This window comes from Amycolatopsis sp. NPDC052450, from assembly GCF_044547565.1.
In the GTDB taxonomy this organism is placed as follows: domain Bacteria; phylum Actinomycetota; class Actinomycetes; order Mycobacteriales; family Pseudonocardiaceae; genus Amycolatopsis.
The window spans coordinates 17,609-44,268 of the sequence record NZ_JBIUAQ010000048.1; the positions used below are offsets into that span (position 1 = coordinate 17,609).

The 26,660-nt window shown below is 68.5% G+C and carries 23 protein-coding genes; 16 read left to right on the plus strand and 7 right to left on the minus strand.

Going from position 1 to position 26,660, the window contains the following annotated elements:
* The first annotated feature begins 5 nt into the window (after positions 1–5).
* Positions 6–2,240, plus strand: a complete 2,235-nt coding sequence (gene katG / locus ACIHAO_RS40760; RefSeq protein ID WP_396567320.1) for a catalase/peroxidase HPI — start codon at positions 6–8, stop codon at positions 2,238–2,240.
* A gap of 51 nt (positions 2,241–2,291) precedes the next feature.
* Here the strand turns inward: katG and ACIHAO_RS40765 are convergent, their stop codons facing one another.
* On the minus strand, positions 2,292–2,771 hold the full coding sequence (locus tag ACIHAO_RS40765; RefSeq protein WP_396567322.1) for a DUF4383 domain-containing protein: 480 nt from the start codon (positions 2,769–2,771) through the stop codon (positions 2,292–2,294).
* Positions 2,772–2,878: 107 nt separating this feature from the next.
* On the opposite strand from ACIHAO_RS40765, the gene ACIHAO_RS40770 reads away from it, so the two are divergent.
* A complete protein-coding gene (locus tag ACIHAO_RS40770; protein ID WP_396567324.1) occupies positions 2,879–3,634 on the plus strand; it encodes a ZIP family metal transporter in 756 nt (251 codons plus the stop codon).
* A 27-nt stretch (positions 3,635–3,661) separates the two neighbouring features.
* Here ACIHAO_RS40770 and ACIHAO_RS40775 read toward each other — a convergent pair whose 3' ends face one another.
* From ACIHAO_RS40775 to ACIHAO_RS40785, 3 genes are all read right to left on the minus strand, one after another.
* On the minus strand, positions 3,662–4,117 hold the full coding sequence (locus ACIHAO_RS40775; RefSeq protein WP_396567326.1) for an ester cyclase: 456 nt from the start codon (positions 4,115–4,117) through the stop codon (positions 3,662–3,664).
* Positions 4,114–5,010: a hypothetical protein gene (locus ACIHAO_RS40780; protein WP_396567328.1), complete on the minus strand. Its 897-nt coding sequence runs from the start codon at positions 5,008–5,010 to the stop codon at positions 4,114–4,116. Before ACIHAO_RS40780 ends, ACIHAO_RS40775 begins: the two co-directional genes overlap by 4 nt.
* Positions 5,011–5,102: 92 nt before the next feature.
* Positions 5,103–6,113 (minus strand): hypothetical protein, encoded by a 1,011-nt coding sequence (locus ACIHAO_RS40785; protein ID WP_396567330.1) that lies wholly within the window; start codon positions 6,111–6,113, stop codon positions 5,103–5,105.
* Between the two features lie 192 nt (positions 6,114–6,305).
* Between ACIHAO_RS40785 and ACIHAO_RS40790 the strand changes: the two genes are divergently transcribed.
* The 5 genes from ACIHAO_RS40790 (at position 6,306) to ACIHAO_RS40810 (ending at position 10,267) form a co-directional block, all read left to right on the plus strand.
* Entirely contained in the window at positions 6,306–7,706 is a 1,401-nt protein-coding gene (locus ACIHAO_RS40790; RefSeq protein WP_396567332.1) for a fatty acid desaturase, read from the plus strand.
* A complete protein-coding gene (locus ACIHAO_RS40795) occupies positions 7,703–7,897 on the plus strand; it encodes a ferredoxin (protein ID WP_396567334.1) in 195 nt (64 codons plus the stop codon). The genes ACIHAO_RS40790 and ACIHAO_RS40795 overlap by 4 nt, the downstream gene beginning before the upstream one ends.
* Positions 7,898–7,899: 2 nt before the next feature.
* Entirely contained in the window at positions 7,900–9,108 is a 1,209-nt protein-coding gene (locus ACIHAO_RS40800) for an NAD(P)/FAD-dependent oxidoreductase (protein ID WP_396567336.1), read from the plus strand.
* A 69-nt stretch (positions 9,109–9,177) separates the two neighbouring features.
* Positions 9,178–9,804: a TetR family transcriptional regulator gene (locus ACIHAO_RS40805; protein ID WP_396567338.1), complete on the plus strand. Its 627-nt coding sequence runs from the start codon at positions 9,178–9,180 to the stop codon at positions 9,802–9,804.
* A gap of 160 nt (positions 9,805–9,964) precedes the next feature.
* Complete coding sequence (locus ACIHAO_RS40810) at positions 9,965–10,267, plus strand: DUF1905 domain-containing protein (protein ID WP_396567340.1); 303 nt, start codon at positions 9,965–9,967, stop codon at positions 10,265–10,267.
* A 3-nt stretch (positions 10,268–10,270) separates the two neighbouring features.
* On the opposite strand, the gene ACIHAO_RS40815 is transcribed toward ACIHAO_RS40810, so the two are convergent.
* On the minus strand, positions 10,271–11,251 hold the full coding sequence (locus ACIHAO_RS40815) for a DUF5937 family protein (RefSeq protein ID WP_396567342.1): 981 nt from the start codon (positions 11,249–11,251) through the stop codon (positions 10,271–10,273).
* 66 nt (positions 11,252–11,317) lie between these two features.
* Between ACIHAO_RS40815 and ACIHAO_RS40820 the strand changes: the two genes are divergently transcribed.
* Positions 11,318–12,502 (plus strand): MFS transporter, encoded by a 1,185-nt coding sequence (locus tag ACIHAO_RS40820; protein WP_396567344.1) that lies wholly within the window; start codon positions 11,318–11,320, stop codon positions 12,500–12,502.
* A gap of 71 nt (positions 12,503–12,573) precedes the next feature.
* On the opposite strand, the gene ACIHAO_RS40825 is transcribed toward ACIHAO_RS40820, so the two are convergent.
* On the minus strand, positions 12,574–14,604 hold the full coding sequence (locus ACIHAO_RS40825) for an MMPL family transporter (protein WP_396567346.1): 2,031 nt from the start codon (positions 14,602–14,604) through the stop codon (positions 12,574–12,576).
* Between the two features lie 106 nt (positions 14,605–14,710).
* Between ACIHAO_RS40825 and ACIHAO_RS40830 the strand changes: the two genes are divergently transcribed.
* The gene (locus ACIHAO_RS40830) at positions 14,711–15,202 is read left to right on the plus strand and encodes a MarR family winged helix-turn-helix transcriptional regulator (RefSeq protein ID WP_396567348.1); all 492 of its coding nucleotides are present in this window, start codon (positions 14,711–14,713) and stop codon (positions 15,200–15,202) included.
* Between the two features lie 11 nt (positions 15,203–15,213).
* On the plus strand, positions 15,214–16,680 hold the full coding sequence (locus ACIHAO_RS40835; RefSeq protein WP_396567350.1) for an SDR family oxidoreductase: 1,467 nt from the start codon (positions 15,214–15,216) through the stop codon (positions 16,678–16,680).
* 113 nt (positions 16,681–16,793) lie between these two features.
* Here the strand turns inward: ACIHAO_RS40835 and ACIHAO_RS40840 are convergent, their stop codons facing one another.
* Positions 16,794–17,819 (minus strand): LacI family DNA-binding transcriptional regulator, encoded by a 1,026-nt coding sequence (locus ACIHAO_RS40840; RefSeq protein ID WP_396567382.1) that lies wholly within the window; start codon positions 17,817–17,819, stop codon positions 16,794–16,796.
* A gap of 89 nt (positions 17,820–17,908) precedes the next feature.
* Between ACIHAO_RS40840 and ACIHAO_RS40845 the strand changes: the two genes are divergently transcribed.
* From ACIHAO_RS40845 to ACIHAO_RS40870, 6 genes are read left to right on the plus strand one after another with little or no spacing between them, the layout of a single operon-like run.
* On the plus strand, positions 17,909–18,838 hold the full coding sequence (locus ACIHAO_RS40845; protein WP_396567352.1) for a carbohydrate ABC transporter permease: 930 nt from the start codon (positions 17,909–17,911) through the stop codon (positions 18,836–18,838).
* Positions 18,838–19,701 (plus strand): carbohydrate ABC transporter permease, encoded by an 864-nt coding sequence (locus tag ACIHAO_RS40850; RefSeq protein ID WP_125782855.1) that lies wholly within the window; start codon positions 18,838–18,840, stop codon positions 19,699–19,701. The genes ACIHAO_RS40845 and ACIHAO_RS40850 overlap by 1 nt, the downstream gene beginning before the upstream one ends.
* Positions 19,702–19,724: 23 nt before the next feature.
* Complete coding sequence (locus ACIHAO_RS40855; protein WP_396567355.1) at positions 19,725–21,053, plus strand: ABC transporter substrate-binding protein; 1,329 nt, start codon at positions 19,725–19,727, stop codon at positions 21,051–21,053.
* A 3-nt stretch (positions 21,054–21,056) separates the two neighbouring features.
* Positions 21,057–22,601: an alpha-N-arabinofuranosidase gene (locus ACIHAO_RS40860; protein WP_396567357.1), complete on the plus strand. Its 1,545-nt coding sequence runs from the start codon at positions 21,057–21,059 to the stop codon at positions 22,599–22,601.
* Positions 22,594–24,357 carry a beta-galactosidase gene (locus tag ACIHAO_RS40865; protein ID WP_396567359.1) on the plus strand — a complete coding sequence of 588 codons (1,764 nt, stop codon included), beginning with the start codon at positions 22,594–22,596 and terminating at the stop codon, positions 24,355–24,357. Before ACIHAO_RS40860 ends, ACIHAO_RS40865 begins: the two co-directional genes overlap by 8 nt.
* Positions 24,358–24,392: 35 nt before the next feature.
* Positions 24,393–26,432 carry an RICIN domain-containing protein gene (locus ACIHAO_RS40870; RefSeq protein ID WP_396567361.1) on the plus strand — a complete coding sequence of 680 codons (2,040 nt, stop codon included), beginning with the start codon at positions 24,393–24,395 and terminating at the stop codon, positions 26,430–26,432.
* The last annotated feature ends 228 nt before the right edge of the window (positions 26,433–26,660 follow it).

Genomic DNA, 26,660 nt, shown 5'->3' on the forward strand with positions numbered 1-26,660 from the left:
TCCCCGTGTCTGACAGCCCGGACGCCGTCGTCGGCGAAATGAACGAAGAGAGCGCGGGCGGCTGCCCCGTCTCGTCGGGCCGCCGCAACCACCCCACCGAAGGCGCGGGCAACCGTGACTGGTGGCCGAACCAGCTCAACCTGAAGATCCTCCGGAAGCACTCCGCCGCCTCCGACCCGATGGACGCCGGGTTCGACTACGCCGCCGAGTTCAAGACCGTCGACCTCGACGAGCTCGCCAAGGACGTCGACGCCGTCCTCACGACTTCGCAGGACTGGTGGCCCGCGGACTTCGGCCACTACGGCGGCTTCATGATCCGCATGGCGTGGCACAGCGCGGGCACGTACCGGATCGAGGACGGCCGCGGCGGCGCCGGCGCGGGCATGCAGCGCTTCGCCCCGCTCAACAGCTGGCCGGACAACGGCAACCTGGACAAGGCCCGCCGTCTGCTGTGGCCGGTCAAGAAGAAGTACGGCCGCAAGATCTCGTGGGCCGACCTGATGATCTTCACCGGCAACCGCGCCCTGGAGACCATGGGCTTCAAGACCTTCGGCTTCGCCGGTGGCCGCGCGGACGTGTGGGAGCCGGACGAGGACGTGTACTGGGGTCCCGAGCGCACGTGGCTCGGCGACGAGCGCTACACCGGTGACCGTCAGCTCGAGGGCCCGCTGGCCGCCGTGCAGATGGGTCTCATCTACGTGAACCCGGAAGGCCCGAACGCCAACCCGGACCCGCTGGCCGCCGCCCGCGACATCCGCGAGACCTTCGGCCGCATGGCGATGAACGACGAGGAGACCGTCGCGCTGATCGCCGGCGGGCACACCTTCGGCAAGACCCACGGCGCGGCGGACCCGGACAAGTACGTCGGTGCCGAGCCCGAGGGCGCTTCGATCGAGGAGCAGGGCCTCGGCTGGAAGAACACCTTCGGCAGCGGCAAGGGCCGGGACGCGATCACCAGTGGCCTCGAGGTCACCTGGACGCCGACCCCGACCCAGTGGAGCAACTGGTTCTTCCACAACCTGTTCGAGTACGACTGGGAGCTGACCAAGAGCCCGGCGGGCGCCCACCAGTGGACGCCGAAGGACGGCAAGGCGAAGAACACCGTGCCGGATCCCGAGGACGGCAAGCTCAACCGCGCGCCCGGCATGCTCACCACCGACCTGGCGCTGCGTTTCGACCCGGTCTACGAGCAGATCTCGCGCCGGTTCTACGAGAACCCGGACCAGTTCGCGGACGCCTTCGCCCGCGCCTGGTTCAAGCTGACCCACCGCGACATGGGCCCGGTCCAGCGCTACCTCGGCCCGCTGGTGCCGCAGGAGACGCTGATCTGGCAGGACCCGGTGCCCGCCGTCGACCACGAGCTGATCGACGACGCGGACATCGCCTCCCTCAAGGAGAAGCTGCTCGCTTCGGGACTGTCGGTCTCGCAGCTGGTCTCCACCGCGTGGGCGTCGGCCTCGACCTTCCGCGGCAGCGACAAGCGCGGTGGCGCGAACGGTGCCCGCATCCGTCTCGAGCCGCAGCGTGACTGGGAGGTCAATGACCCGCAGACGCTGGGTCAGGTCCTGCGGACCCTGGAAGGGGTCCAGGAGGCGTTCAACAGCGCCCAGACCGGCGGCAAGAAGGTCTCGCTGGCCGACCTGATCGTGCTCGGTGGCGTCGCCGCCGTCGAGCAGGCCGCCAAGGACGGCGGCGTCGAGGTCGAGGTGCCGTTCACTCCGGGCCGCACCGACGCGACGCCGGAGCAGACCGACGTCGAGTCGTTCGCCCCGCTCGAGCCGACCGTCGACGGCTTCCGCAACTACCGCGGCAAGGGCCACCGTCTCCCGACGGAGTACCTGCTCCTCGACCGCGCGAACCTGCTGAACCTGAACGCGCCCGAGCTGACCGTCCTCGTCGGCGGCCTGCGTGTGCTCGGCGCCAACGCCCAGCAGTCCCCGCACGGCGTGTTCACCCAGAAGGTGGGGTCGCTGACCAACGACTTCTTCGTGAACCTGCTCGACATGGGCGTCCAGTGGACCGCCACGTCCGCTGACGCGGAGACCTTCGAAGGCCGCGACTCCGCGACCGGCGAGGTCAAGTGGACCGGCACCCGTGCCGACCTCGTGTTCGGGTCGAACTCCGAGCTTCGCGCGGTGGCGGAGGTCTACGCCAGCGACGACGCCAAGGAGAAGTTCGTCCGTGACTTCGTGTCGGCGTGGGACAAGGTCATGAACCTCGACCGTTACGACCTGGTCTGAGCTTGATCCGAGCGTCCGGGCCCGTCGCTTCCGCGGCGGGCCCGGACGTTTTCATTGGTGCTGTATATCGGGCTCCGGGTAGTCGCCCGCCTTGCGTTCGAGCGCGGTCGTGAGCAGACCCAGCGCGATCATGCCGAGGCCGAGACCCAGATGCAGCCAGTTGTCGGCGACGTTGAACGGCAGGAAGTTCCCCGGGCTGCTCTGGGGGATCACCAGTCCGATGATCCACAGGAGCAGATAGATCCCGCCGCCGACCATCAGGAAGACACGGGAAGCGGCGCGTTTGCGAGCGGCGAGCACACCCACCACGCCGAACAGCAGATGCACCAGGTTGTGCAGGATCGACACGGCGAAGACACCGAACAAGCGGGCTTCGGAATGGTGTCCGGCGAATTCCAGCCCCTCGTAGCCGGTCGTGACGCCTGGGATGAAGCCGAGCACACCGACCGCGAGAAAGGCCACGCCGACGATCAGGGCGGCCACCTGCGGCGGATGCCGTCGGGTGCCGTGTGTCACGCCTTCTTGTTCCATACCGGCCGAGTACCCCGCGTTCTCCGGGGCAATCCTCCCGCCGCGCGTCCGGCCACCTGGTCGGACAGACTGAGCGTCGGGTTTCGGAATGCGAGGAGGAGGATCGGGTGCCGGAACTACTGGCCGCGGGTGGTTGGGGCCTACTGGCCGGGTCGGCCTTGCTGCTCGGCGCGGTGGCGGGCTTCCTGGCCCGGATCCCGGGCAAGGCCGTCGCAGGCGTCATGGCCTTCGGCAGCGGCGTGCTGATCTCCGCCGTCTCCTTCGAGCTGATCGCCGAAGCGCACGAGAAGGGCGGTTTCCTGCCGACCGCGCTCGGCGCTCTCGGCGGTGCGCTGATCTACACCCTCGCCAATGTCGCTCTCGCCCGGCGAGGCGCCCGCCATCGCAAACGCTCCGGTGACCAGCAGCCGTCCGAAACCGAGCAAGCGGGCTCCGGGACCGCCATCGCGCTCGGTGCCCTGCTGGACGGCGTCCCAGAATCGATGGTGATCGGCACGAGCCTGCTCGGCGGCGGAAGCGTCAGTGTCGTGACCGTGGCCGCCGTGTTCATCAGCAACGTTCCGGAAGGGCTGTCCAGCGCCGCGGGGATGAAGCGGGCGGGCCGGAGTCCGCGCTACGTTTTCCTTCTGTGGAGTGGTATCGCCGTGATCAGCGGGGTGGCGGCCATGCTCGGCTACGGCGTTCTCGGTGGTGCGTCCGGTGCCACCCTGGCGGTGATCACCGCGATCGCCGGCGGCGCGATCCTCGCCATGATCGCCGACACGATGATCCCCGAGGCCTTCGACGACGCTCAGTTGTGGACCGGGCTGATCACGGTCGCCGGTTTCCTCACCGCGTTCGGCCTTTCGCACGTCGGCGGCTGAGCCAGGGTGGCCCGGACGTCATCTGGTTCAGACTTCGCCCGACGCCAGCAAGGTGAGCAATTCGGCGTGCCCGGCCTGGGTGATCAGGCTGGCGGCGTCGAAGTAGATGCGCTCGTTGGTGATCCGGTCCTCGTCGAAGAAGAACACCGCGATGATCGGCACCCGGAACGCCTTGGCGGTGGGCGGACGGCCGTAGAACTCGCCGAGGTTGGTGCCGAGCAGGTCGAACTCGACGATGACCGACTCGTCGGCGAAGTGGTACCGGACGTTGTCGTGCCGTTGGTCCGGGAAAGCCGTCCGGGTCATGCGGTAGTACGCCATGACCTCTTCGTCACCGTCGAAGATCTGCCCGGTCGCCATGATCTCGTAGTGCGGATGGCCGTTGAAGGTGCCCAGTGTGCGCTCGAACTCGTGGGCCACCTCGGTGTCCATATGCTCTTCGATGATCTTGTGGCGGCGTTCGCGCAGGTCTTCGCTGATCACTGGTCCTCCGGGTCGTTACTGGTCGCGATCCGGAGCCTACCGCCCGCGGCCTCGTCGTCGGTTCCGTAGAGCAGGCTGCCGCACGAGCGCGAAAGGCAGGTCAAGGCCTCGATCTTGTGCCCGGGGAAGTCGCCGATCTTCGCCGGGACGGGGGAGAGGGCGATCGAGCCGTCGGAGCGGAGGACCCCCGCCGCGTACACGGCCGAGTCGAACGGGCCCTCGTCGCCGGGATCGGAGGCGGCCGAGACCAGGACGCGGTCGTCCGCGGTGATCTCGACGTCCGAGGTGTGCCGGACGTCGGTGGCCGGGTACGGGACCCGGAACGGGACCGACTTCGGCTTCTTGAAGGACAGCTTCGAGACGGAGAACTCCGCGGAGTAGAGCGTGGCGGGCCGGGCGTCCTGACCGCGGTCCGCCCAGATCGCGAACAATCGGTCATTCACCTTTTTCAGCGCGAAACCCTCGTAATTGTCGTCCGGGTCGCCGGTGGGGACCCGGAAAGCGCCGAGCACTTTCAGCCGCCGGTCTTTCAGCTTGATGTGGAAACCTTTTCCGTCACTGGCGAGCGCGATGAATTCGCCGGTCCTTCCCGGCACCCCTTCGGCCGCTTCCAGATCGACCGGGAGTTCGCCCGGCCAGCCGATCGGGTCCACTTTGGATACTTTGCCGTCCTCGAGCCGGACCTGGACGGCCCGGTTCTCACCGGGTTTCTTGTTGTCCCGCACGACGAGCGCGTCGATCCGGTCACCGTCGCGGGCGAGGACGGCGACGCCGCTGACACCGGAGGTCATACCGGTGCCGATGGATTCCCAGCCGTCGCCCGCGAGTGCCGCTGACGGCAGGAGCAGAGGGATGGCCAAAGCCGGAAGAATTGCCAGGGAGGTGAATTTCATGCCGACAAAGTAGTTCAGGAACGGGCAGGGATAAAGGCCGGAATCGATGCACTCCATTCCGGCGCGGATCCGCGCCGGAATGGAGTGGCGGCTCAGCCGCAGGAGAGGGTGCCGGCGCGGAGCGCGTGGCCGCCTTCATTCCCGTCGTCCGCCCAGACCACCTGCTTGCTTCCCGACGCGCAGGCGCTCGCGATGGCGAAGCCTTCGTTGTTGTAGTCCGGCATTCCGCTCGGACGGTCGTACGTGGCGGTCACGGCGAACTTGCCCTGCGCGCCGACGGCGAGCGTCGTCGAGGCACCGCCGCAGTTGTCGTCGCAGACCGCCCACAGCTTGCCGGTCGAAGCTTCGTATTCGAGCTCCATGATGGAGTCGAGCCCGCTCGCGAAGCTCGCGACGCGGGTGTACTTCCCGCCCGCCTGGTCGAGCGCGTAGGCGTAGATCATCCCGTTGCTCTCGAGGCCGACGAGGTAGAGGCCGGTGCCGTGACCGGGGTAGCTGCCCGGGTTGTACGGCGCTTTCGTGCGCTCGTCCACGAATCCCTTCGCGGTGAGGGCGCTGTCCGGGACCCACGAGACGGCTTCGAGGCCGTCGTTGGCCGAAACCTTCGGCAGATCCGCGGTCAGATCCCATTCGGCCTTGGCGGTGAGGGTCTTGGCCGAGCCGGAGACGTCGTACCGGAGCACCTTGAGCGCGCTCGTCTTGCTGTTGTCGCCGTCCCGCTCGGTGGCCGCGACCACGCCGTCCGGGGTGGCCACGACCGCTTCGGCGTCCGGATCTCCCTTGCCGCTGCGGTAGCGCAGCGCCTTGCCCGACGACCAGCCGTTGGCGGTGTCCGGCTGCCACCTCGTGCCGTTGCGCACGAGGCGGTACAGCGTGCCGGGCCCGTTCTTCACCGCCCAGAGGACGTCGGGTCCGCCGAAGGACAGGCCGCTCATGTTGCCGCCGAGGACGTTCGAGCCGTCGGCGTTCGCGACGGCGGAAGCGCCCGGCCATGCGCTGCTCGCCGCGGTGCTCGCGGTGGCGGTCGTGGCGGGCAGCGCCAGCAGGGCCGCGGCGACGGCGGTCACGGCGGCGGGTCGGATCCGACGGGATGATCGGGGCATTCGCGCTCCTTCGGGGCGGACGAAGTGGGTCGCGGCGTGTCGTCACAAGTTAAGTAAGTTTCCTTACTAACGCAAGATATCGCCAGGTTCTCACCAAATGAAGCAACGATGGATTTACAAAAGATGACTACTTGTCAAACCTGGTGTACATCACCTACAGTTTTGTAAACCCAGCCAATAGAGGAGGGTGCGATGAGCGAGTTGACGGGCACGATCCCGGCGGGCTCGACCGAACGGTGGACCGACCGCAAGCGATACCTGTGGCTGATCGGCCTGGTCGTCCCCTCGCTCGCGTTCCTGGCCATCGGGCTGCACGCGGCCACCGGCTGGGGTGTCTGGTTCTGGATCGGGCCGATCGTGATCCTGGTGATCGTGCCGCTGATCGATCTGCTGGCCGGGCTGGACCGCAGCAATCCGCCCGATGACGTCATCGAGCGGCTGGAACGGGACCGCTACTACCGGTGGATCACTTTCGCGTTCCTGCCGATCCAGTACGCGGGTTTCGTGGTCGCCTTCTGGCTGATCGCCCGCGGTGACCTGTCCGTCGTGGACAAGATCGGCCTGGCGATCTCGATCGGCTGCATCGGTGGCATCGGCATCAACACCGCGCACGAACTGGGGCACAAGAAGGAAAGCCACGAACGCTGGCTGTCGAAGATCGCGCTGGCGCAGAGCTTCTACGGCCACTTCTACATCGAGCACAACCGTGGCCACCACGTTCGCGTGGCGACCCCGGAGGATCCGGCCAGCAGCCGGGTGGGGGAGAGCTTCTACCGGTTCTGGCCGCGCACGGTGTTCGGCTCGCTGAAATCGGCGTGGGGCCTGGAGCGCAAGCGGTACGCCCGGCGCGACCGGCATCCGTTCCGGATCGGCAACGACGTGCTCAACGCCTGGCTGATGTCGGCCGTGCTGTGGGCGGCGATGACCGTGTGGCTGGGCCCGGGAATCCTGCCGTACCTGGTGATCCAGGCCGTGATCGGCTTCTCGCTGCTGGAGGTCGTGAACTACATGGAGCATTACGGTATGCGTCGGCAGAAGGTCGGCCCGCCGAACCGGCGACGCTACGAACGGGTGGATCCCAGCCACAGCTGGAATTCCAACAACATCGCCACGAACGTCCTGCTCTACCACCTGCAGCGGCACAGCGACCACCACGCCAACCCGACCCGCCGCTACCAGACGCTGCGCGATTTCGCGGAATCGCCGGTCTTGCCGACGGGCTACGCCGGGATGATCGTGCTGGCGCTGGTCCCGCCGGTGTGGCGGCGCGTGATGGATCCGCGTGTGCTCGCGCATTTCGACGGAGACATCTCCCGCGCCAACATCCAGCCGTCGAAACGGGCCAAGATCCTGGCGCGCCAAGGAACGCGCGTCAGCGCGCCGTCCCGGGTCGTCACCGACACGCACGGCGACGCGACCGAAGGCGGGATGTGCCCCGGCTGCGGCTACGTCTACGACGAGAAACTCGGCGACCCGCGGGAAGGTTTCCCCGCCGGAACGCCGTGGTCGGCGATCCCCGATTCATGGTGCTGCCCGGACTGCGGGGTGCGGGAGAAGGTCGATTTCGTGGCACCGGGAAGGGTCGGAGCATGATGAAGATCGAGGCGGACCGCGCGAAATGCGACGGGCTGGGCATGTGCGAGGCGATGGCGCCCGACTTCTTCGAGGTCGGCGACGACGGCACGGTCGTCGTGCTCGACGAACGGCCCGGCGAGGAATACCGGAAGGACCTGTCGGCCGCCGTCGACGCCTGCCCTGTCCTCGCCCTGAAACTGCGGGACTGATCATGGCGCTGGTCATCGTGGGAGCCTCGCTGGCCGGACTGCGCGCGGTGGAGGCCGCGCGCCGGGACGGGTACCGCGGGCGGATCGTGCTGATCGGCGCGGAGGACCACCCGCCGTACGACCGGCTCCCGCTGTCGAAGGCGTTCCTCGACGCGGAAGGCCCCGGGCGGATCGAGCCGTTCCACGGTGAGGCCGTGCTGAGTGACGAATTCGGTGTCGAACTGATGCTCGGCGCCCCCGCGGACGGGCTCGACACCACCGCTCGCGAGGTGTCGGTGGCGGGGACGACGGTGCCCTACGACGCGCTGGTGATCGCGACCGGCGCCACCGCGCGGCGGCTGCCCGGAAGCGAGGGAATCGCCGGCGTCCACACGCTGAGGACCGCCGAGGACGCACTGGCCGTCCGATCCGCGCTCGACCGCGGGGCGCGCACCGTCGTGATCGGGGCCGGTTTCATCGGCTCGGAAGTCGCCGCCGCGGCCAGGAAACGCGGGCTGCCCGCGACGATCGTCGAGGCGCTCGATGTCCCGCTCACCCGATCGGTCGGTGCCGAGGCGGGCGCCGTCTGCGCTTCACTGCACCGAGAAGCGGGTACGGAACTGCGGCTGTCCACGACAGTCACCGGCCTGGAATCCGAAGGCGGCGTGGTGACCGGCGTCCGGCTCGCGACCGGCGAGGTGCTGCCCGCGGACCTGGTGGTCGCCGGCATCGGCGTCGTCCCGGCCACCGGCTGGCTCGCCGGGAGCGGTGTCCCACTGCACGAGCGCGACGGCGGCGTGGTGTGCGATGCCACGCTCGCGACCGGGGTCCCAGGCGTGTACGCCGCCGGAGACGTCGCACACGTCGCGAATCCGTTGTTCGACGGCGAACTGATGCGGCTGGAACACTGGACGAACGCCGCGGAGCAGGGAGCCGCGGCCGCTCGTCACGCGCTCGCCCCGGAGTCGGCGCGTGCGCTGGCGCCGGTGCCGTACTTCTGGTCGGACTGGTACGACCACCGGATCCAATTCGTCGGCACGCCACACGCGGACGAGGTGGTGACCACTGTTCCGGCTTCCGGTGGGTTCACCGCGCTGTACCGGCGCGGCGACCGGATCGTCGGGGCGCTGACGATCGACCGGCCGCGCGAGATCATGAAGTACCGGCGCCACATCGCCGGGCGGGCGCCGTGGCCGGAGGCACTGGCGTTCGCCGCGGAAACGGCGGCCTAGAAGGTGCGTCCTGAACGGAGCTCGACGACCTGGGTGAGGACACGCGCGCCCTGAAAGGCACAGCCTAGAATGACGATCATGAGTGAGGCACCGGTCACGGGGGGTCCGTACCGTCAACCGATCGTCGCGTCGGCGATCGAGTTGACCGTGCGCTCCGGCTGGTCCTCGGTGACGATGAGCAAACTCGCGGAGATCGTCGGCGTCAGCCGCCAGACCGTCTACAACGAACTCGGCTCGAAGTCCCAGCTGGCCGAAGCGATGATCTCGCACGAACTCGGCCGGTTCCTCATGGTCGTCCGGGACGCTTTCGAACGGCACCCCGACGACCTCGTCGAGGCGATCCACGACGCCGTCCGCGGCGTCCTCGAACTCGCCGACGACAACCTCCTGCTGCGAGCCATCGTCTCGGCCACGCACGGCGCCGACACCGAATTGCTGCCGCTGCTGACGTCGCGGGCCGGGAGCCTGCTGAGCGAAGCGACCGTCATGCTGCGCGGTCGCGTTCGGGCCTACGGTCCGCCGCTGGATGCGGATCAGCTGGACGTGGCGATCGACGTCGTGGTCCGGACCGTGCTGAGCCACATCATGCAGCCGTCGGACACTCCGGCGCGTACGGCCGACGCGCTGGCTTGGATGGCGTCGCGCGTGCTCGGCGCGACGACGACCCGCTCGCTGCGGCATCTTTCGCAGGGCTAGACCGCGGTTTCCGCTGGGCTCGAACGGGCGTCGCCGCCCCGCAGACCTGAACGCGACGGTGGAGGATTCGGGACGTTGAGTGTCCCGAATCCTCCCCCGTCGCGTGGTCGCGCCTCATGAGCTCGCGGAAACTGTCGGTCCCGTATGCGAAGCTCCACCGATGATCGTCGTATTCGATGCCGAACTCTGGGTCTGGGACGCCCGCCGCGAGGAGACCTGGACCTTCGTGAGCCTGCCCGAGGACATCTCCGAGGAGATCCGCGAGATCGCCGACGGCCCGCGCCGCGGGTTCGGGGCGGTTCGCGTCCAGGTCGGCATCGGCGGCAGCAAATGGAAGACGTCGATCTTCCCGGACGCCAAACGCGGCGCCTACGTGCTGCCGGTCAAGAAGGCGGTCCGCAAGGCCGAAGGGATCGAGGAGGGAGATATAGCGAAGGTGACCGTCGAGCTGATCGACCTCTGACCGTCAAAGCAGGCGTTCACCGAGCGGGGTCGTCTGGTAGAGGACGCCGCGGCCGGAGCGTTCGCGGGTGACCAGCCCGGTGTCCCGCAGGACCTTGAGGTGCTGGGAGACGGCGCTCGGTGTCACGCCGAAAGCCCGGGCCAGGTCGGTCGTGGTCGCGGGGGAGGACAGCGCCGAAAGGAGCGCGGCCCGCATCCGGCCTAAGAGGCGCACGGTGCCTGCTCCCGGTGATCGGGTTCCGGCTGCCCATAACGCGGCGGTTCCTCGTGCCGGGTAGCGGATCGTGGTCTGGGTCGAGGTGTTGTTCTTGATCAGGACATAGGGCGAGCCGAGGACGACAGGCATCAGCACGAGACCACCTGGTCCTCGCGCGACGGTCCGGTGCCGATTCCGCCAGCGCTCGCCTGCCAGCGCCACCCGGTCGGAGTGCCAGCACAGGTCCGGGTGCAGATCCGCGAACAACCGCTCGGCACCGCCCGTGGTCAGTTGCCGGGCGCGGTATCCGACGTCGGCTTCCAGTACCGCCCGGATCCGCGGCCAGAGCGGCGCGACGAGGCGGTCGTGGGCTTCGCGCAGTTCCGCGGCGATCTCCCGGAGGCCGGCGGCGGGGTCGTCGGCGAGGACCGCGGCGGCGCGGGGAAGCTTTTCGCCGAAGACTCGGTCGAGGCTGGCTCTCACCCGTCCTTCGGGGGTTCGCCGCAGCGCGTCGAGGTCGTTTTCGAGGGAATCTCCCGAGTCCCGCGGAGCGGGGACGAGGAATTCCGGCCAGCTGAGCCTGCCGGTCACGAGCAGCGGCCAGGTCCGCGAAAGAGCGAGAGGTTCGCGATCGAGTTCCTCCCGCGCCCATCGCGACCAGGGCTGATTGACCGTGTTCCGGTCGAGTCCGGCGATCTGCAGCAGGCAGGCGACGGTTTCGGACAGCGGCGAGATCGCGAACCGGGTCGCGGCCAGTTCGGCGACGCCGAGTTCGATGGTCATCGGCATCGCCCGAGTATGTAGCCCCGGGCTGAATGGTGTCGCCGGAACGAGGGACGTCGGCACGATCCGACCATGCCCGACTTACCCCGCGCGTACCGGCGACTGTGGTGGGCCACCGGGATCGACAGTCTCGGCAATGGCGTCTTCGCGGCGGCGTTGCCGTTGCTGGCCGCGACGGTGACCCGCGACCCGAGGGCGGTCGCCCTTGTCTCGGCCGCGACGTACCTGCCGTGGCTTCTGCTGGTGCTCATCGCCGGATCTGTCGTCGACAGGGTCGACCTGACCACGCTCATGTGGCGGACGCAGGCACTCCAAGCCCTGATCGTCGGCGTGCTCACGGCACTCGTCGTGGCCGGGGCGATCAGTGTGCCGGTGCTCGTTCTTCTCGCGTTCGCTCTGGGCGCGTGCGACGTCTTCTACGACAACGCCGCGCAAACGACACTTCCGGATCTCGTCCCGGAAGACCGGCTGCACCAGGCGAACGGCAGACAGCAGGTGGCGACGACCGTCGGCAGGCAGTTCCTGGGGCCGCCTCTCGGGAGCCTGTTCTTCGCGCTCGCCTTGGCACTCCCGTTCGCGGTCGACGCCGCGTCGTTCGTCATCGCCGCCACACTTCTGGCCAGGCTGCCCGGACGGCGTGGACACGCGGAAAGCGCGAAGGTCCTCGACGGACTTCGCTGGCTGAGGAAACACCGTCTGTTCCGCACGCTCGCTTTGCTGCTGGGCGTCAACACCTTCTGCGGTCAGCTCGGGAACGCGACACTCGTGCTGTTCGTGACCGACGTGCTGCATCTCGGCGCGGGAGTGTTCGGTCTGCTGCTCGCCGGCGCGGCACTCGGTGGCATCGCGGGCGGACTGGTGATCGCGCGGCTGGTCGCCCGGATCGGCGACCTCCGTGCGCTCCTGGTCTCGCTCGCCGTGAACGCCGTCGTCTTCGCCGGTATGGGGTTCAGCCCGAACGTCGCCGTGCTCGGCGGGCTCTTGGCGGTGAGCGGTTTCGTGACGACGACCTGGAACGTCGTCACGGTCAGCGTCCGCCAGCGGGCGGTACCCGCTTCGCTGCTCGGCCGGGTCAACAGCGTCTACCGGCTTCTCGGCTGGGGGTTGATGCCGCTGGGCGCGCTGGCCGGCGGACTGCTCGCGCACAGGTTCGGGCTTCGCGTTCCCTATCCTGTCGCGGGAGTCGTCCGAGGCCTCGCGCTCTTGGCCGCGCTTCCGGTGCTGATCCCGGCGATGCGGGACGCTACTCCTCGGTGAGTTCGGCCAGCTGATCCGCGGCGTCCCGGTTGCTACGTTCGGCCAGCCGCCGGAGATCGCGATCGCCGCGTTCAGTCCCGTCCGGTCTTCGCCAGCTTCGACGGCCACCAGATCTTCCGTCCGACGTCCACGGACAGAGCCGGTACCAGCAGTGAGCGCACCAGGAGCGTATCGAGCAGAACGCCGAACGCGACGATGAAAGCCAGCTGTGCCAGGAAAAGGATCGGCAGGACGGCCAACGCGGCGAACGTCGCGGCGAGCACGATACCCGCGGAGGTGATCACGCCACCGGTGACACGCAGGCCGCGCAGCGTCCCGTCCCGGGTGCCGATTCCGGCCGCCTCCTCACGGACCCTGGTCATCAGGAAGATGTTGTAGTCGATCCCCAGCGCCACAAGGAAGACGAAGCCGAACAGCGGAACGACCGGGTCGGCGCCGGGGAAGTCGAAGACGTGGTTGAACACCAGCGCCGAGACACCCATCGTCGCGGCGAACGACAGCACCACCGTGCCGATCAGCAGCAGCGGCGCGAGCAGCGACCGCAGCAGCAGGGCGAGTACCAGGAAGATCACGACCAGGACGATCGGGATGATCAGCAACCGGTCGTGCTCCGAGGTCTCCCTGGTGTCGAGCAGGGTCGCCGTCGGCCCGCCGACCTTGGTGCCCTTGACGGGGTGCACGGCTTCGCGGATCCGTTGGACCGTCGCGACGGCCGCGTCGGAGTCGGGCGGATCGGCCAGTACCGCGTCGATCTTCGCCAGTCCGCCCGCTTCACCGGTTTGACGGACGTCCGAGACGCCGGGGACACGCGCCAGCTCGGTCACCGCCTTGGCCTGTCCGGCAGGGGCGATGATCACGGTCGGAGAGCCGGAGCCGCCGGGGAAGTAGCGGGAAAGGATTTCCTGTCCCGCCACGGAATCGACAGGCGTGAGGAAGACGTCTGACTGCGCGGTGCCGGAAGCCTTGAGCTGCGGGAGGAACGCGCCGCCCGCCAGGAGGACGACGGCCGTGACGATCCAGATCGTGCGCGGCGCGCGGGAGATCCAGCCCGCGACGCGTCCCCAAAGCCCGCCGGTCTCATCCTGCGGCGGGGCGACCGCCGGCCGGAAGGGCCAGAAAGCGTTGCGCCCGCACAAGGCCAGGACGGCGGGCAGGAACGTGATGGTCGTCAGGAAGGCCGCGCCGATGCCGATGGCGGCGACCGGGCCGAGTCCCTTGTTGGAGTTCAGGTCGCTGAACAGCAGGCAGAGGACACCGAGGATCACGGTCCCGGCGGAGGCCGCGATCGGCTCGATGGTGGAGCGCCAAGCCGTGCGGAGCGCGGAGCGGGCGTCGTCGGTCGTCCTGAGTTCTTCGCGATAGCGCGAGATCATCAGGAGCGCGTAGTCGGTGGCGGCGCCGAAGACGAGGATGAACAGGATGCCCTGGCTCTGCCCGTTCAACGCCAGCACGTCGTGATCCGCGAGCAGGTACACCGCGAGGCTCGCCGTTCCCAGCGCGAACACCGCGGACAGCAGGACGAGCAGGGGCAGCAGCGGGCTCCGGTACACGATGATCAGGATGAGCGCGACCACCGCGCCCGCGACCAGGAGCAGCAGCCCGTCGATCCCGCCGAACGCCTCCTTGAGATCGGCGACCTGCGCGGCCGGACCGGTCACCAGCACTTTCAGCCCATCCGGTGTGTCACGGGCGAGCGCGTCACGCAGTGCCTCGACCCCGTCCCCGGGGTCGGTCGTGGCGTCCATAAGCACGACGACCTGCGCACCCGCGTTGCTCTGCGGAGCAGGGACGAGCCGTGCGTTCGACGTCCGGTCGGCGAGGAACCGCTTGTCGCCCTCGGTCAGGCCCGACGGCCGTTCGGCGACGACGATCGCCGGGATGACGGCGGCACTGGAGAACTGCTTCTGGAGTTCACCGACCTCGGTCGCTTCGGCCGAAGCGGGCAGAAAGCTGCTGCTGTCGTTCTCCGTGACCTGGCTCAGCTTGCCGGCGTACGGGCCGCTGAATCCGCCGAAGATCAGCCAGGCCACCGCGACGAGGGCGGGGAGCAGCCAGCGCAGACGTGACCGCGTGCGGGCGGGGTGTTCGACTTCGGAGATCATGAGCGGATGGCTCCCGTGGCGGTACTACTTCGACGAGTGAATAGTTCGACCATCGAAATAGTAGAGTGGTCATCCGGACGGGGCAGCGTGAGGGGAGGTTTCGGACATGACCAGGGGCGCTGAAGACGCTGAAGACACTGCGGAGGTCACGGACGCCCTGCTCGTCCTCCTGCTGCGGCAGCTGACCGTCGAATCGGACCGGTTCGCCGAGATGTTCGGCGAAGCGCACGGCCTGCACCGGACCGACCTCAACGCGCTCGCGGTGATCATGGACGCGGCCAGGATGGGGGACCCGATGAGCCCGAGCAGGCTCGCGAGCGCGCTGCATCTGAGCGCGTCGGCGACGACGTCGGTGCTGGATCGGCTGGAGCGGGCAGGGCATCTCTACCGGGACCGGAGCGCGACCGACCGCCGCAAGGTCGAGTTGCGGATGCACGAGAAGGCGCGGGAGGTCGGCGCCGAGTTCTTTCTGCCCCTCGGCGAGCGCTTCTCCGCCGTATGGAGCGACCTGGGGGAGGACGAGCGGCGGACGGTCGCCCGGTTCCTCCGGAGCAGTATCGCCGCGACCGTGGAGGTGCGAGCACGCCTGGCACCGTGAACACTCGGGGCATGCGATGTGTGGTGCTCGGTGCGACGGGATATGTCGGCGGGCGGCTGGTGCCGCAACTGCTCGAAGCGGGCCACGAGGTCCGCGTGGTGGCTCGCTCTCCGGAGAAGATCGCCGAAGAGCCGTGGCGTGACCAGGTCGAGGTCGAACGCGGCGACGTCACCGATCCGGCTTCGATTGAGACGGCGCTGGCCGACGGCGAGGTCGTCTACTACCTCGTGCACTCCCTGGCTCAGAAGGACTTCGTCGCGATCGACCGCGAGGCGGCGAAGACGGTCGCCGAGGCCGCGAAGAAGGCGGGCGCGCGGCGGCTGGTGTACCTGGGCGGCATCGTGCCGGACGACGAGGAATTGTCGCCGCACCTGGCTTCCCGCGCCGAAGTCGGCAGGGTGCTGCTGGACTCCGGGGTGCCCGCCGTCGTCCTGCAGGCCGCGGTGATCATCGGCTCGGGTTCGGCGAGTTTCGAGATGCTGCGCTACCTGACCGAACGCCTTCCCGCGATGATCACCCCGCGGTGGGTGCACAACCGCATCCAGCCGATCGCGATCCGGGACGTGCTGCACTACCTCGTGCACGCGGCCGACCTGCCGCCCGAAGTGAACGGCGCGTTCGACATCGGCGGCCCCGACGTCCTGACCTATTTGGACATGATGCGCCGCTACGCCGTCGTCGCGGGCCTGCCGAGGCGGGCAGTCGTGCCCGTTCCGGTGCTGACTCCGTGGCTTTCCGCGCAGTGGGTCAACCTCGTCACGCCCGTGCCGAAGTCGATCGCCGTACCGTTGATCGAATCGCTGGTGCACGAAGTGGTCTGTCACGACCACGCCATCGCCGAGCACGTCCCCGACCCGGAAGCGGGGCTGACCCACTACGAACACGCCGTCGAACTGGCGCTGACCCGAATTCGGAACGCCGACGTGCCGACCCGCTGGTCGGACGCGTCGACCGCGCCGTCGGACCCCCTGCCGAGTGATCCGGAGTGGGCGGGCGGCACGGTCTACGAGGACAAGCGCGAGCAGCGGACGGACGCCTCGCCGGAAGCGTTGTGGGACGTCATCGAGTCCATCGGCGGGGAACACGGCTGGTACTCGTTCCCGCTGGCCTGGTCGGTCCGCGGCTGGGCGGACCGGCTCGTCGGCGGGGTCGGGTTGCGGCGCGGGAGGCGGGATCCGCGACGGCTGCACCTCGGTGAGGCGCTGGACTGGTGGCGCGTCGAATACCTCGACCGGCCGCGTCTGTTGCGGTTGCGGGCGGAGATGAAGCTCCCGGGCCGCGCCTGGCTCGAACTCGGCGTCGAGTCCGATGAGGACGGTGGGACGATCTACCGGCAGCGGGCGGTGTTCGAGCCGCACGGGCTCGCCGGGCACGCGTACTGGAAGGGGATCGCGCCGTTCCACGGCGTGGTCTTCGGCGGCATGGTCCGCAACATCACCGGCGCCGCGCAGAAAGCGGCCGGTGTGCTCGGGAGCTGAAGGGGACTTCGCGAGACGGCCGTGTCCCCAATGTGGCATTGGGGACGCTCAGTGACCCCAATGCCACATTGGGGGCACGGCCGTGGCGGACGCGGCCCGCTGAAAGCGTCCCTTCACCCCTTCCGCGACCGTGACCGCGGCGGCGCCGTGCTGGACCGGACGACGAGTTCCGTCGGCACGCTGATCGCGCCCGCCGCGGCGCCGTCGGAGATCTCGGCGAGCAACGCGGCGACGGCCCGGTTCCCGACCTCGCCGAACGACTGCCGGACGGTGGTGAGCGGCGGCCAGAAGTGGGCGGCCTCGTCCATGTCGTCGAAGCCGACCACGCTCACGTCGCCGGGGACGGACCGGCCCTTTTCGTGCATCGCCCGCAGCAGGCCGAGCGCCATCTGGTCGTTCGCGACGAAGACGGCGGTGACCGCGGGATCGCCTGCCAGCCGGACGCCGTGTTCGTACCCGGACCGCGAAGACCAGTCACCGGTGAGCGGCGGCGGCACTTCCCGGCCGTCCGCCTCGAGCGTCTCCTGCCACGACTTCCGGCGGCGTTCGGCCGCGTAGGACTCGGGCGGGCCGGCGACGTGCCATACGGTCTCGTGCCCGAGGTCGAGCAGATGCCGGGTCGCGGCGATGGCGCCGGACGCCTGATCGAAGTCGACGACCGGGTGGTCGCGCCTGCCGCCCGCGTCGATGACGACGACCGGAAGCCCGTGGGGCAGCTCGATCTCGCTTTGGTCCAGCTCGTGCTGCTCGATGAGGATGATGACGCCGTCGACGGCCTGCTCGTCCAGTCTGCTGAAGGCGCCCGACACTTCGCCTTGGGACGGTCTCGTCACTGGCATGAGAATGATCGAGAACCCTTCACCCGCGGCCGCGGACGCGACCGCGTCGAGGGTGCGGCTGTTGCCGAAGGTCGCGAGCGCCGAGATGATCACGCCGATACTGCGGAACCGGCCGTTGCGCAGCGCGCGGGCCGCGCTGTTGGGCCGGTAGCCCACCCGGCGCATCGCCGCGAGCACACGTTCTCGGGTCGCCTCGTCGACGTTCGTCCTGCCGTTCGCGACCCGGGAGACGGTCTGGCCGGACACGCCGGCTTCCCTGGCGACGTCGGCCATCGACGGTCCGCGGCCGTTCCTGGACATGTTCACGTCAACACGATAGCCTCCGCCGGTCTGATGTTGACGTAAACATCTCGCGAGCCGCGCTTTCGCTCGGAGAATCCGGAGGGACGATGACGTCCACAGCGGTCGCGCCCGCACCGGCGCCGCCCCGCCGTACGGGCACCACGCGACGAGTCCGTCGCAACTGGCGCGGCTGGCTTTTCGTCGCCCCGTTCATGCTGGTGTTCGCGCTGACGTTCCTGGCGCCGATCGTGTACGCGTTCGTCCTGAGTCTCTTCCGCGATCAGGCCTTCTTCGGCGGGACGACGTTCGTCGGGGTGGACAACTACGCGCAGGTGCTCGCCGACCCGAAGTTCTGGGACTCCTTCCAGCGGGTGCTGGTGTTCCTCGCCGTGCAGGTGCCGATCATGCTGGTGTTCGCGCTGATCGCGGCACTGGCCATCGACAGCGCCCGCCTGCACGCGTCCGGCTTCTTCCGGGTCGTGATCTTCCTGCCCTACGCCGTGCCCGCCGTGGTCGCCGCGCTGATGTGGGGCTTCATCTACGGCGACCACTTCGGACTGGCGGCCGACCTGAACCACCTGCTCGGCCGCGACCTGGTGAAACCGTTGTCGGACAACTGGATGCTCGCCTCCATCGGCAACGTCGTCACCTGGGAGTTCGTCGGCTACAACATGCTGATCTTCTACTCCGCGCTGAAGGTGATCCCGAAGGAACAGTTCGAGGCCGCGGCGATCGACGGCGCCGGCGCGTTCCGCACCATCCTGAGCGTGAAGCTGCCCGCGCTGCGCGGGGCGATCGTCATCGCCACGATCTTCTCGATCATCGGCAGTTTCCAGCTCTTCAACGAGCCGAACATCATGCGCACCCTGGCGCCCAACGTGATCGGCACCTTCTACACGCCGAACATGTACGCCTACAACCTTTCCTTCGGCGCGCAGCAGTACAACTACTCCGCCACCGTCGCGATCGTGATGGGCGTGATCACCGCGATCATCGCCTACGTCGTGCAGCTGCGCGGTTCCCGGAAGGGGATGTGATGGCCACGTTCTCGGTGACGCGGCCCCGGAAGTCACGCGTCCTCACCGCCGTCATGGCGTTGTACCTGATCTACACGCTCGTGCCGCTGGTGTGGCTGGTGATCAACGCGACCAAGACGCAGTCCGCCCTGTTCACCACCTCGGGACTGTCGTTCGGCGGACCGTTCGCGTTGTTCGAGAACATCGGCGAGACCTTCACCTACGACAACGGGATCTTCCTGCGCTGGCTGGGGAACACGCTGCTCTACGTCGTCGTCGGCGCAGGGGGCGCGACCATTCTCGCCACCGCCGCGGGATACGGGCTGGCCAAGTACCGCTTTCCCGGCCGCCGCGCGGTGTTCGCGGTCGTGCTCGGCGCGGTCGCCGTCCCGGGTACGGCGCTCGCGGTGCCGACCTTCCTGATGTTCAGCGAACTCGGCCTCACCAACACGCCGCTCGCGATCATCATCCCGTCGCTCATCAGCCCGTTCGGCCTGTACCTGATCTGGGTGTATGCCTCCGAAGCGATCCCCGACGAGCTGCTGGAGGCGGCGCGGATCGACGGCGCGGGGGAGATCCGGATCTTCCTCACCGTGACGCTGCGCCAGCTGGCGCCGGGCATCGTCACGGTGGCGCTGTTCACCGTGGTGTCCACCTGGAACAACTACTTCCTGCCGTTGATCATGCTCAGTGAACCGAAGTGGTATCCGCTCACCGTCGGGCTCAACCAGTGGAGCGCGCAGGCGTCCGGCGCCGGTGCCCAGCCGGTGTACCACCTGGTGCTGACCGGCTCGCTGCTCACCATCGTCCCGCTCGTCATCGCCTTCCTGCTCATGCAGCGCTATTGGCAGTCCGGCCTGAGCGCGGGCAGTGTCAAGCAATGACCACCGTCCCGAAAGGACACTCGATGTCGCGAATCCGTAGACGCGTCAAGGCCGCCGTCGCCGTCACACTGGCCGCGGCACTCGCCGTCGGTTGTTCGTCCGGCGCGGACGGCCCGGCCGCCGGGTCACAGGACTCGGTCGACGCCGCGCTCAAAGCGGGCGGAACGATCACCTACTGGAGCTGGACGCCGTCCGCGAAGGACCAGGTCGCCGCGTTCGAGAAGGAGTACCCGAACGTCAAGGTCGACTACGTCAACGCCGGTACCAACAAGGAGCAGTACACCAAGCTGCAGAACGCGATCAAGGCAGGCTCCGGGGCACCGGACGTCGCCCAGATCGAGTACTACGCGTTGCCGCAGTTCGCGCTGACCGAGTCGCTGGCCAATCTGGATCAGTACGGCTTCGGTTCCTTCGAGAAGGACTACGCGCCCTCCACCTGGTCCAGTGTCCGGGTGAATAACGGCCTATACGGCTTGCCGCAGGACTCCGGTCCGATGGCGCTGTTCTACAACAAAGAAGTCTTCGACGCCCACGGTATCGCCGTACCGAAGACCTGGGACGAGTACGTCGCCGCGGCCAAGAAGCTGCACGCGGCCGACCCCGGCAAGTACCTCACCTCCGACACCGGTGACCCCGGCTTCGCCACCAGCATGATCTGGCAGGCGGGCGGGAAGCCGTTCACCGCCGACGGCAGGAACGTCAACGTCGACCTCGCCGACGCGGGCACCAAGAAGTGGACGGCCACCTGGAACCAGCTGGTCGAGGGCAAACTGCTCGCCCCGATCAAGGAGTGGTCCGACGACTGGTTCCGCGCGCTCGGCGACGGCACCATCGCCTCGCTGGTCACCGGCGCCTGGATGCCGGGCAACTTCAAGTCCTCGGTCCCCGGCGGCGCCGGCAAGTGGGCGGTGGCGCCGATGCCGACGTACGACGGTCAGCCGGTCACCGCGGAGAACGGCGGCAGCACCCAATCGGTGCTGAAGCAGAGCGGCAACCCGGCGCTGGCCGCTGCGTTCGTCCGCTGGCTCAACCACGGCAACGGGGTCAAGCCGTTCATCGCCAGCGGCGGATTCCCGGCGACCACGGCCGATCTGAACTCACCAGCCTTCCTCGACCAAGCCGATCCCTACTTCGGCGGACAGAAGATCAACCAGGTGCTCAACGACGCGTCGAAGAGCGTCGCGAAGGGCTGGACATACCTGCCGTACCAGACCTACGCGAACAGCGTCTTCAGCGACACCGTCGGCAAGGCCTACCTCAACGGCACCTCGCTCGACGCCGGACTGAACGCCTGGCAACAGGCGATCGTCGACTACGGCAACCAGCAGGGCTTCACCGTCAGCGCGGGGTGAGACGTGGGCAGCCAGATCGAAGCCGACGTTTCCGAGGTGATCGGTGCGGTGCCGCGGCGGCTGTTCGGCTCGTTCGTCGAGCATATGGGCCGTTCCGTCCACACGGGAATCTTCGAGCCAGGACACTCCACTTCGGACGATCGCGGATTCCGGGGCGACGTCCTCGGCCTGGTCCGTGAACTCGGGCCGTCGGTCGTCCGCTATCCCGGCGGGAACTTCGTTTCCGCGTACCGCTGGGAAGACGGCGTCGGACCGGTGGAACGGCGTCCTGTCCGGCTGGATCCCGCGTGGCACAGTGTCGAGTCGAACCGCTTCGGCCTGCACGAATTCGCCGCGTGGGCCGAGGCCGCGGACGTCGAGGTGATGTACGCGGTCAACCTCGGCACCCGCGGTGTCCAGGAGGCCGCCGACGTCCTCGAGTACTGCAACCACCCCGGCGGCACGGAACTGAGCGAGCGGCGGCGCGCGAACGGCGCCGACCGTCCGTTCGGCTTCCGGCTCTGGTGCCTCGGCAACGAGATGGACGGGCCGTGGCAGGCCGGGCACAAGACCGCCGGAGAGTACGGCCGCCTCGCCGCCGAGACGGCCAGGCTCATGCGGATGATCGACCCGGGTGTCGAACTCGTCGTCGCGGGGAGTTCGAGCCGTGAGATGCCGACGTTCGGGCAATGGGAACGCACCGTCCTGGAGCACACCGCGGCGCTCGTCGACCACCTGTCCCTGCACGCCTACTACCAGGAGCACGACGGTGACGTCGCGAGCTACCTGGCCAGCGCCGCCGCCCTCGACGGCTTCGTCCGCACCACCGGCGGGATCATCGACGACGTCCTCGCGAAAGCCGGACTGGACAAGAAGATCGGCATCAGCGTCGACGAGTGGAACGTCTGGGATCAGCGCCACTGGAACGACGTCGAGCAGCACGAACTGGCCGCCGGCGGCTGGCGGGAACACCCCCGGATCATCGAGCAGGACTACACCGTCACCGACGCGGTCGTCGTCGGCTCGCTGCTCGGGTCACTGCTGCGCAACGTCGACCGGGTCACGATGGCCAACCAGGCGCAATTGGTGAACGTCATCGCGCCGATCCGCACCGAACCCGGCGGTCTGGCGTGGCGGCAGACGACCTTCCACCCGTTCAGCCTGATGTCGTCGCTCGCCAGGGGGAACAGCCTGCGGCTCACGGTGACGGGTGAGACCGTCCACACAGGACTACACGGCCGGGTGGACGTCGTCGACGCCGCGGCGACCTTCGACGAGGACGGTCGTTGCGCGGTGTTCCTCACCAACCGGTCGACCGAGTCCGCCACCGGCGTGCGGTTGCGTGTCCGCGGCGCCCGGCTGGCGCCCGACGGGACCTGGACCGTCGCCGTCCCGGACGGATACCACCGGCACGTCACGAATTCCGTTCACACAGCACCAGTCCGGCCCGTCCCGTTGTCCGGGGTGACGGCCGAGCACGACCCGGAAGGAACCACCATCACCGCCACGCTTCCGCCCCTTTCCTGGACCGCGCTCCGGCTGGCCACGGTGGTGGCCCGCGATGTCTGAGTTCAGCATCGGGGAGACCGACTTCCTGCTCGACGGCAAGCCGTTCCAGATCATTTCCGGGGCGCTGCACTACTTCCGCGTGCACCCGGACCTGTGGGCCGACCGCATCGACAAGGCCCGCCGGATGGGCCTCAACACCATCGAGACCTACGTCGCCTGGAACGCGCACTCGCCGGAACAGGGCGAGTTCGACGTCTCCGGCGGCCTCGACCTCGACCGGTTCCTCCGGCTGATCGCCGAGGCCGGGATGTACGCGATCGTCCGGCCGGGGCCGTACATCTGCGCGGAGTGGGACAACGGCGGCCTCCCGACCTGGCTGCTGCGCGACACCGAACTCCGGGTCCGCGAGTTCGAACCGCGCTACCTCGCCGCCGTGCGCGGCTACCTGGACGACGTGTTCCGCGTCGTCGCGCCGCATCAGATCGATCGCGGCGGGCCCGTCCTGCTCGTCCAGGTCGAGAACGAGTACGGCGCTTTCGGCGGCGACAAGCGTTATCTGGCCGCGCTGACGCACTACACCCGCGCCGCCGGCATCACCGTTCCCCTGACCACGGTGGACCAGCCCACCCACGAGATGCTGGCGAACGGCGGTCTCGACGGGGTGCTCCACCGGACGGCGTCGTTCGGTTCGCAGAGCACCGCGCGGCTGAAGACCCTGCGCGAGCACCAGCCGACCGGTCCCTTGATGTGCAGTGAGTTCTGGAACGGCTGGTTCGACCACTGGGGCGCGCACCACCACACCACCACGGTCGCCGAGTCCGCGGCGGATCTCGACGCGCTGCTCGCGGCGGGCGCCTCGGTCAATCTGTACATGTTCCACGGCGGCACCAACTTCGGACTCACCAACGGCGCCAACGACAAGGGCGTCTACCAGCCGCTGGTCACCTCCTACGACTACGACGCGCCGCTCGACGAAGCGGGCGACCCGACACCGAAGTACCACGCGTTCCGCGAGGTGATCGCGCGGTACCACAAGGTTCCGGACACCGTTCCGCCCGAGGCCCGGCCGGCGCCGACGCCGGCCGGGGCGCTGTGCGACCCCGCCTGGCTGCTCGATTCGCCGCGTCGCTGGGGAACCGCGCAGGCCCACGAGAGCCTGCCCACCTTCGACGAACTGACCCCGACCCCGCGTCTGGCGTTCCTGCGGACGACCATCGACTCCGAAGGGCCGAGCGTCCTGACCTTCGGCGAGGTGCGCGACCGGGCGACGGTGTTCTTCGACGGCGACCGTGTCGGCACCCTGCTTCGCGAGCACCGCGATCGCGCGATCCGCTTGCCCCGTGCGCGCGGCGAGCTCCTGGTGCTGGTGGAAGACCTGGGGCGGGTCAACTACGGGGAGCGGATCGGCGAGGCCAAGGGGATCATCGGCGGCGCGCGGCTGCATGGTGAACCGTTGACCGGCTGGGAGGTCATCCCGATCGACGTGGCCGCGTTGCCGGATCTCCTGCCGGAAGTCTCCGCGGCTGAGCGCCCGGCGGGGCCGGTGTCCGGTCCCGTGATGGTCCGGGGCGGCTTCGACCTCGACGAACCCGCGGACCTCTTCCTCGACACGGCGCACTGGGGCAAGGGCCTGGTCTGGATCAACGGCTTCCTGCTCGGCCGCTACTGGCGCCGAGGTCCACAAAGGACGTTGTACGTGCCGCGGCCGGTGGTCCGCTCCGGGACCAACGATCTTGTGGTGCTGGAGCTGGACACGATGCTCGAAACCGAGGTGCGGTTCGTGCCCCGGCCGCTCCTGGGGCACACCGAAGCCTGATCGGCAAACGGATCCGAACGAAGGGCAGTTCACCGATGAGCCGCAGAACCACGTTCCGCCGTCTGTTCACCGTCCTCTGTGTACCGTTGACCGCGGCCGGGCTGACCGTCGCGACGGCCTCGGCCGCCGACGCGGTCACCGTCCGGCCCGATCCCACCTACCGTCATCAAGCGTTCGAGGGCTGGGGCGCGAGCCTCGCGTGGATGGCCGAGGCGACCGGGCGCTATCCGGATCCGATCCGCACGAAACTGGCCGACATGGTGTTCGGCGAGGACGGGCTGAACTTCACCATCGCCCGGTTCAACATCGGCGGCGGCAACGCGCCGGACGTCCCGCCGTATCTGCGTCCGGGCGGCGCGATCCCCGGCTGGTGGAAGGCGCCCGCGGGGACGACCCGCGCGGACAAGGACTGGTGGACCCCGGGCGATCCCGCGGAGTTCGACCCCGCCGCCGACCCGAGCCAGCGCTGGTGGGTGGACCGGATCAAGAACCGGGTCACCCGCTGGGAGGCGTTCAGCAACTCGCCGCCGTACTTCCACACGGTGTCGGGGTACGTCTCCGGCGGGTTCAACGCCACCGATGAGCAACTCCGGACCGAAAAGATGGGCGACTTCACCGCTTACTTGGCGAAGGTCACCAAGACGCTCGAACGCGCGCACGGCATCAAGTTCGCGTCGGTCAACCCGCTGAACGAACCCAACACGAACTACTGGAAGACCACACTGGGACCGGACGGGAACCCGACCGGTGGCAGGCAGGAAGGCGCGCACATCGGGCCGTCGGTCCAGTCGCGGCTGATCCCCGAGATGGCGAAAGCACTGGCAGCGACCGGTTCGCGGGCGATCGTCTCCGCTCCCGACGAGACCAATCCGGACATCTTCGCCGCGGACTGGAACGGCTGGTCGCCCGAAGCGCGCGCGGCCGCCGGACGGCTCAACGTGCACACCTACGGCACCGGTAACCGGCCGATCCCCAGGGATCTGGCCAAAGGCGCGGCGAAACCGCTGTGGATGAGCGAGGTCGGCGGAAGCTGGAAGGACGGGCAGGACTTCACGAGTATGGATCCCGGCCTCGGTCTCGCCCGGCAGATCACCGGCGACCTGCGTGAACTGGAGCCGAGCGCGTGGATCGGCTGGCAGCCGATCGAGGACCACAACGCGATGAAGCCGGGCGGCGAGCGGCCGGAGGGGATGAACTGGGGCGAGATCCAGATCCCGTTCGACTGCCCGGCGAACGCGTCCCTGGCGAACTGTCCGATCAGGACGAACACGAAGTACCACACGATGCGGAACTTCACCCATTTCATCAAGCCGGGTGACCGCGTGATCGGGGTGAACGACTCGTCAAGTACCGCCGCGCTGCGCGGCGAGAACCTGGCGACGGTGGTCCATGTCAACGCGGGTGACACCGAGCGGGACGTCACCCTGGACCTGTCCGGCTTCGCCCGGATCCAGCCCGGTGCGAAGGTGACGCCGGTGGTGACCGACGTCGGAGGCGCGCTCCGGAAGGGCGAAGCGGTGAAGGTGTCGGGCCAGAAGGCGACCTTGCGGGTGCCGGCCCGGTCGGTGACCAGTTTCGTGGTCGACGGTGTCGGGTCGGTCGCCTCCGGGACCGGCCTCGGCTCCGGGAAGGCGTTCTCGTTCACCGGCGTGCAGAGCGGGAAGTCGCTGAGCGCCGAGAACGGTTCGCTCGTGCAGCGCACGACGGACGCCTCGGCCGCCGCCCAGCGTTGGACACTGGCCGATCGCACCGGCCGGTACGGCAACCGGGATCAGTTCACGATCTCGAACGCCGGCAGCGGACAGGTGCTCAGTACGGCCGGTGGTGCGGTCACCCTGGTTCCGGCGGGCACGGACGGACCGGCTTCGCGCTGGATGTTGTCGAGCACCGGTGACGGGACCTGGGCGTTCGTCAACGTCGCGACGGGACAGCTGCTCGACGTGACCGGCGAATCCCGTGAGGACGGTGCGCGGATCGGGAGCTATCAGCCCACCAACGGCCCGAACCAGCGGTGGCAGGCCGTGCCACTCACGACCACCTGGACCGAACGGCTCCCGGCCGTCCCGAGTACATGAAGGCTCCCTTCCTTGCGCCTATGTACAGGAAGGGGTCCTTCATGTACTCCGCAAGGTGTGAAGGTCGAGTTTCCTCGGCTGAGCCGAGGGAAGGGGGCCTTCACGCGCAGCCGCTGTGACCGCTGGTGCTTGTGGGGAGAATGTGGCGATCCTGGAGTCCGTGAAGGCCTCCTTGAGGGACCCAGAGTCCCTCAAGGAGGCCTTCACGGACCGACCTGAGACTGCTTA

Bases quoted from the DNA above. Each gene is read 5' to 3' on its own strand.
- ACIHAO_RS40845 (WP_396567352.1), top strand. From the start codon at position 17,909: ATGACGTCCACAGCGGTCGCGCCCGCACCGGCGCCGCCCCGCCGTACG.
- ACIHAO_RS40835 (WP_396567350.1), top strand. From the start codon at position 15,214: ATGCGATGTGTGGTGCTCGGTGCGACGGGATATGTCGGCGGGCGGCTG.
- ACIHAO_RS40780 (WP_396567328.1), bottom strand. From the start codon at position 5,010: ATGAAATTCACCTCCCTGGCAATTCTTCCGGCTTTGGCCATCCCTCTG.
- ACIHAO_RS40820 (WP_396567344.1), top strand. From the start codon at position 11,318: ATGCCCGACTTACCCCGCGCGTACCGGCGACTGTGGTGGGCCACCGGG.
- ACIHAO_RS40825 (WP_396567346.1), bottom strand. From the start codon at position 14,604: ATGATCTCCGAAGTCGAACACCCCGCCCGCACGCGGTCACGTCTGCGC.
- ACIHAO_RS40810 (WP_396567340.1), top strand. From the start codon at position 9,965: ATGATCGTCGTATTCGATGCCGAACTCTGGGTCTGGGACGCCCGCCGC.
- ACIHAO_RS40840 (WP_396567382.1), bottom strand. From the start codon at position 17,819: ATGTCCAGGAACGGCCGCGGACCGTCGATGGCCGACGTCGCCAGGGAA.
- ACIHAO_RS40855 (WP_396567355.1), top strand. From the start codon at position 19,725: ATGTCGCGAATCCGTAGACGCGTCAAGGCCGCCGTCGCCGTCACACTG.
- ACIHAO_RS40850 (WP_125782855.1), top strand. From the start codon at position 18,838: ATGGCCACGTTCTCGGTGACGCGGCCCCGGAAGTCACGCGTCCTCACC.
- ACIHAO_RS40870 (WP_396567361.1), top strand. From the start codon at position 24,393: ATGAGCCGCAGAACCACGTTCCGCCGTCTGTTCACCGTCCTCTGTGTA.
- ACIHAO_RS40815 (WP_396567342.1), bottom strand. From the start codon at position 11,251: ATGCCGATGACCATCGAACTCGGCGTCGCCGAACTGGCCGCGACCCGG.
- ACIHAO_RS40865 (WP_396567359.1), top strand. From the start codon at position 22,594: ATGTCTGAGTTCAGCATCGGGGAGACCGACTTCCTGCTCGACGGCAAG.
- ACIHAO_RS40800 (WP_396567336.1), top strand. From the start codon at position 7,900: ATGGCGCTGGTCATCGTGGGAGCCTCGCTGGCCGGACTGCGCGCGGTG.
- ACIHAO_RS40830 (WP_396567348.1), top strand. From the start codon at position 14,711: ATGACCAGGGGCGCTGAAGACGCTGAAGACACTGCGGAGGTCACGGAC.
- ACIHAO_RS40805 (WP_396567338.1), top strand. From the start codon at position 9,178: ATGACGATCATGAGTGAGGCACCGGTCACGGGGGGTCCGTACCGTCAA.
- ACIHAO_RS40790 (WP_396567332.1), top strand. From the start codon at position 6,306: ATGAGCGAGTTGACGGGCACGATCCCGGCGGGCTCGACCGAACGGTGG.
- ACIHAO_RS40785 (WP_396567330.1), bottom strand. From the start codon at position 6,113: ATGCCCCGATCATCCCGTCGGATCCGACCCGCCGCCGTGACCGCCGTC.
- ACIHAO_RS40795 (WP_396567334.1), top strand. From the start codon at position 7,703: ATGATGAAGATCGAGGCGGACCGCGCGAAATGCGACGGGCTGGGCATG.
- ACIHAO_RS40765 (WP_396567322.1), bottom strand. From the start codon at position 2,771: ATGGAACAAGAAGGCGTGACACACGGCACCCGACGGCATCCGCCGCAG.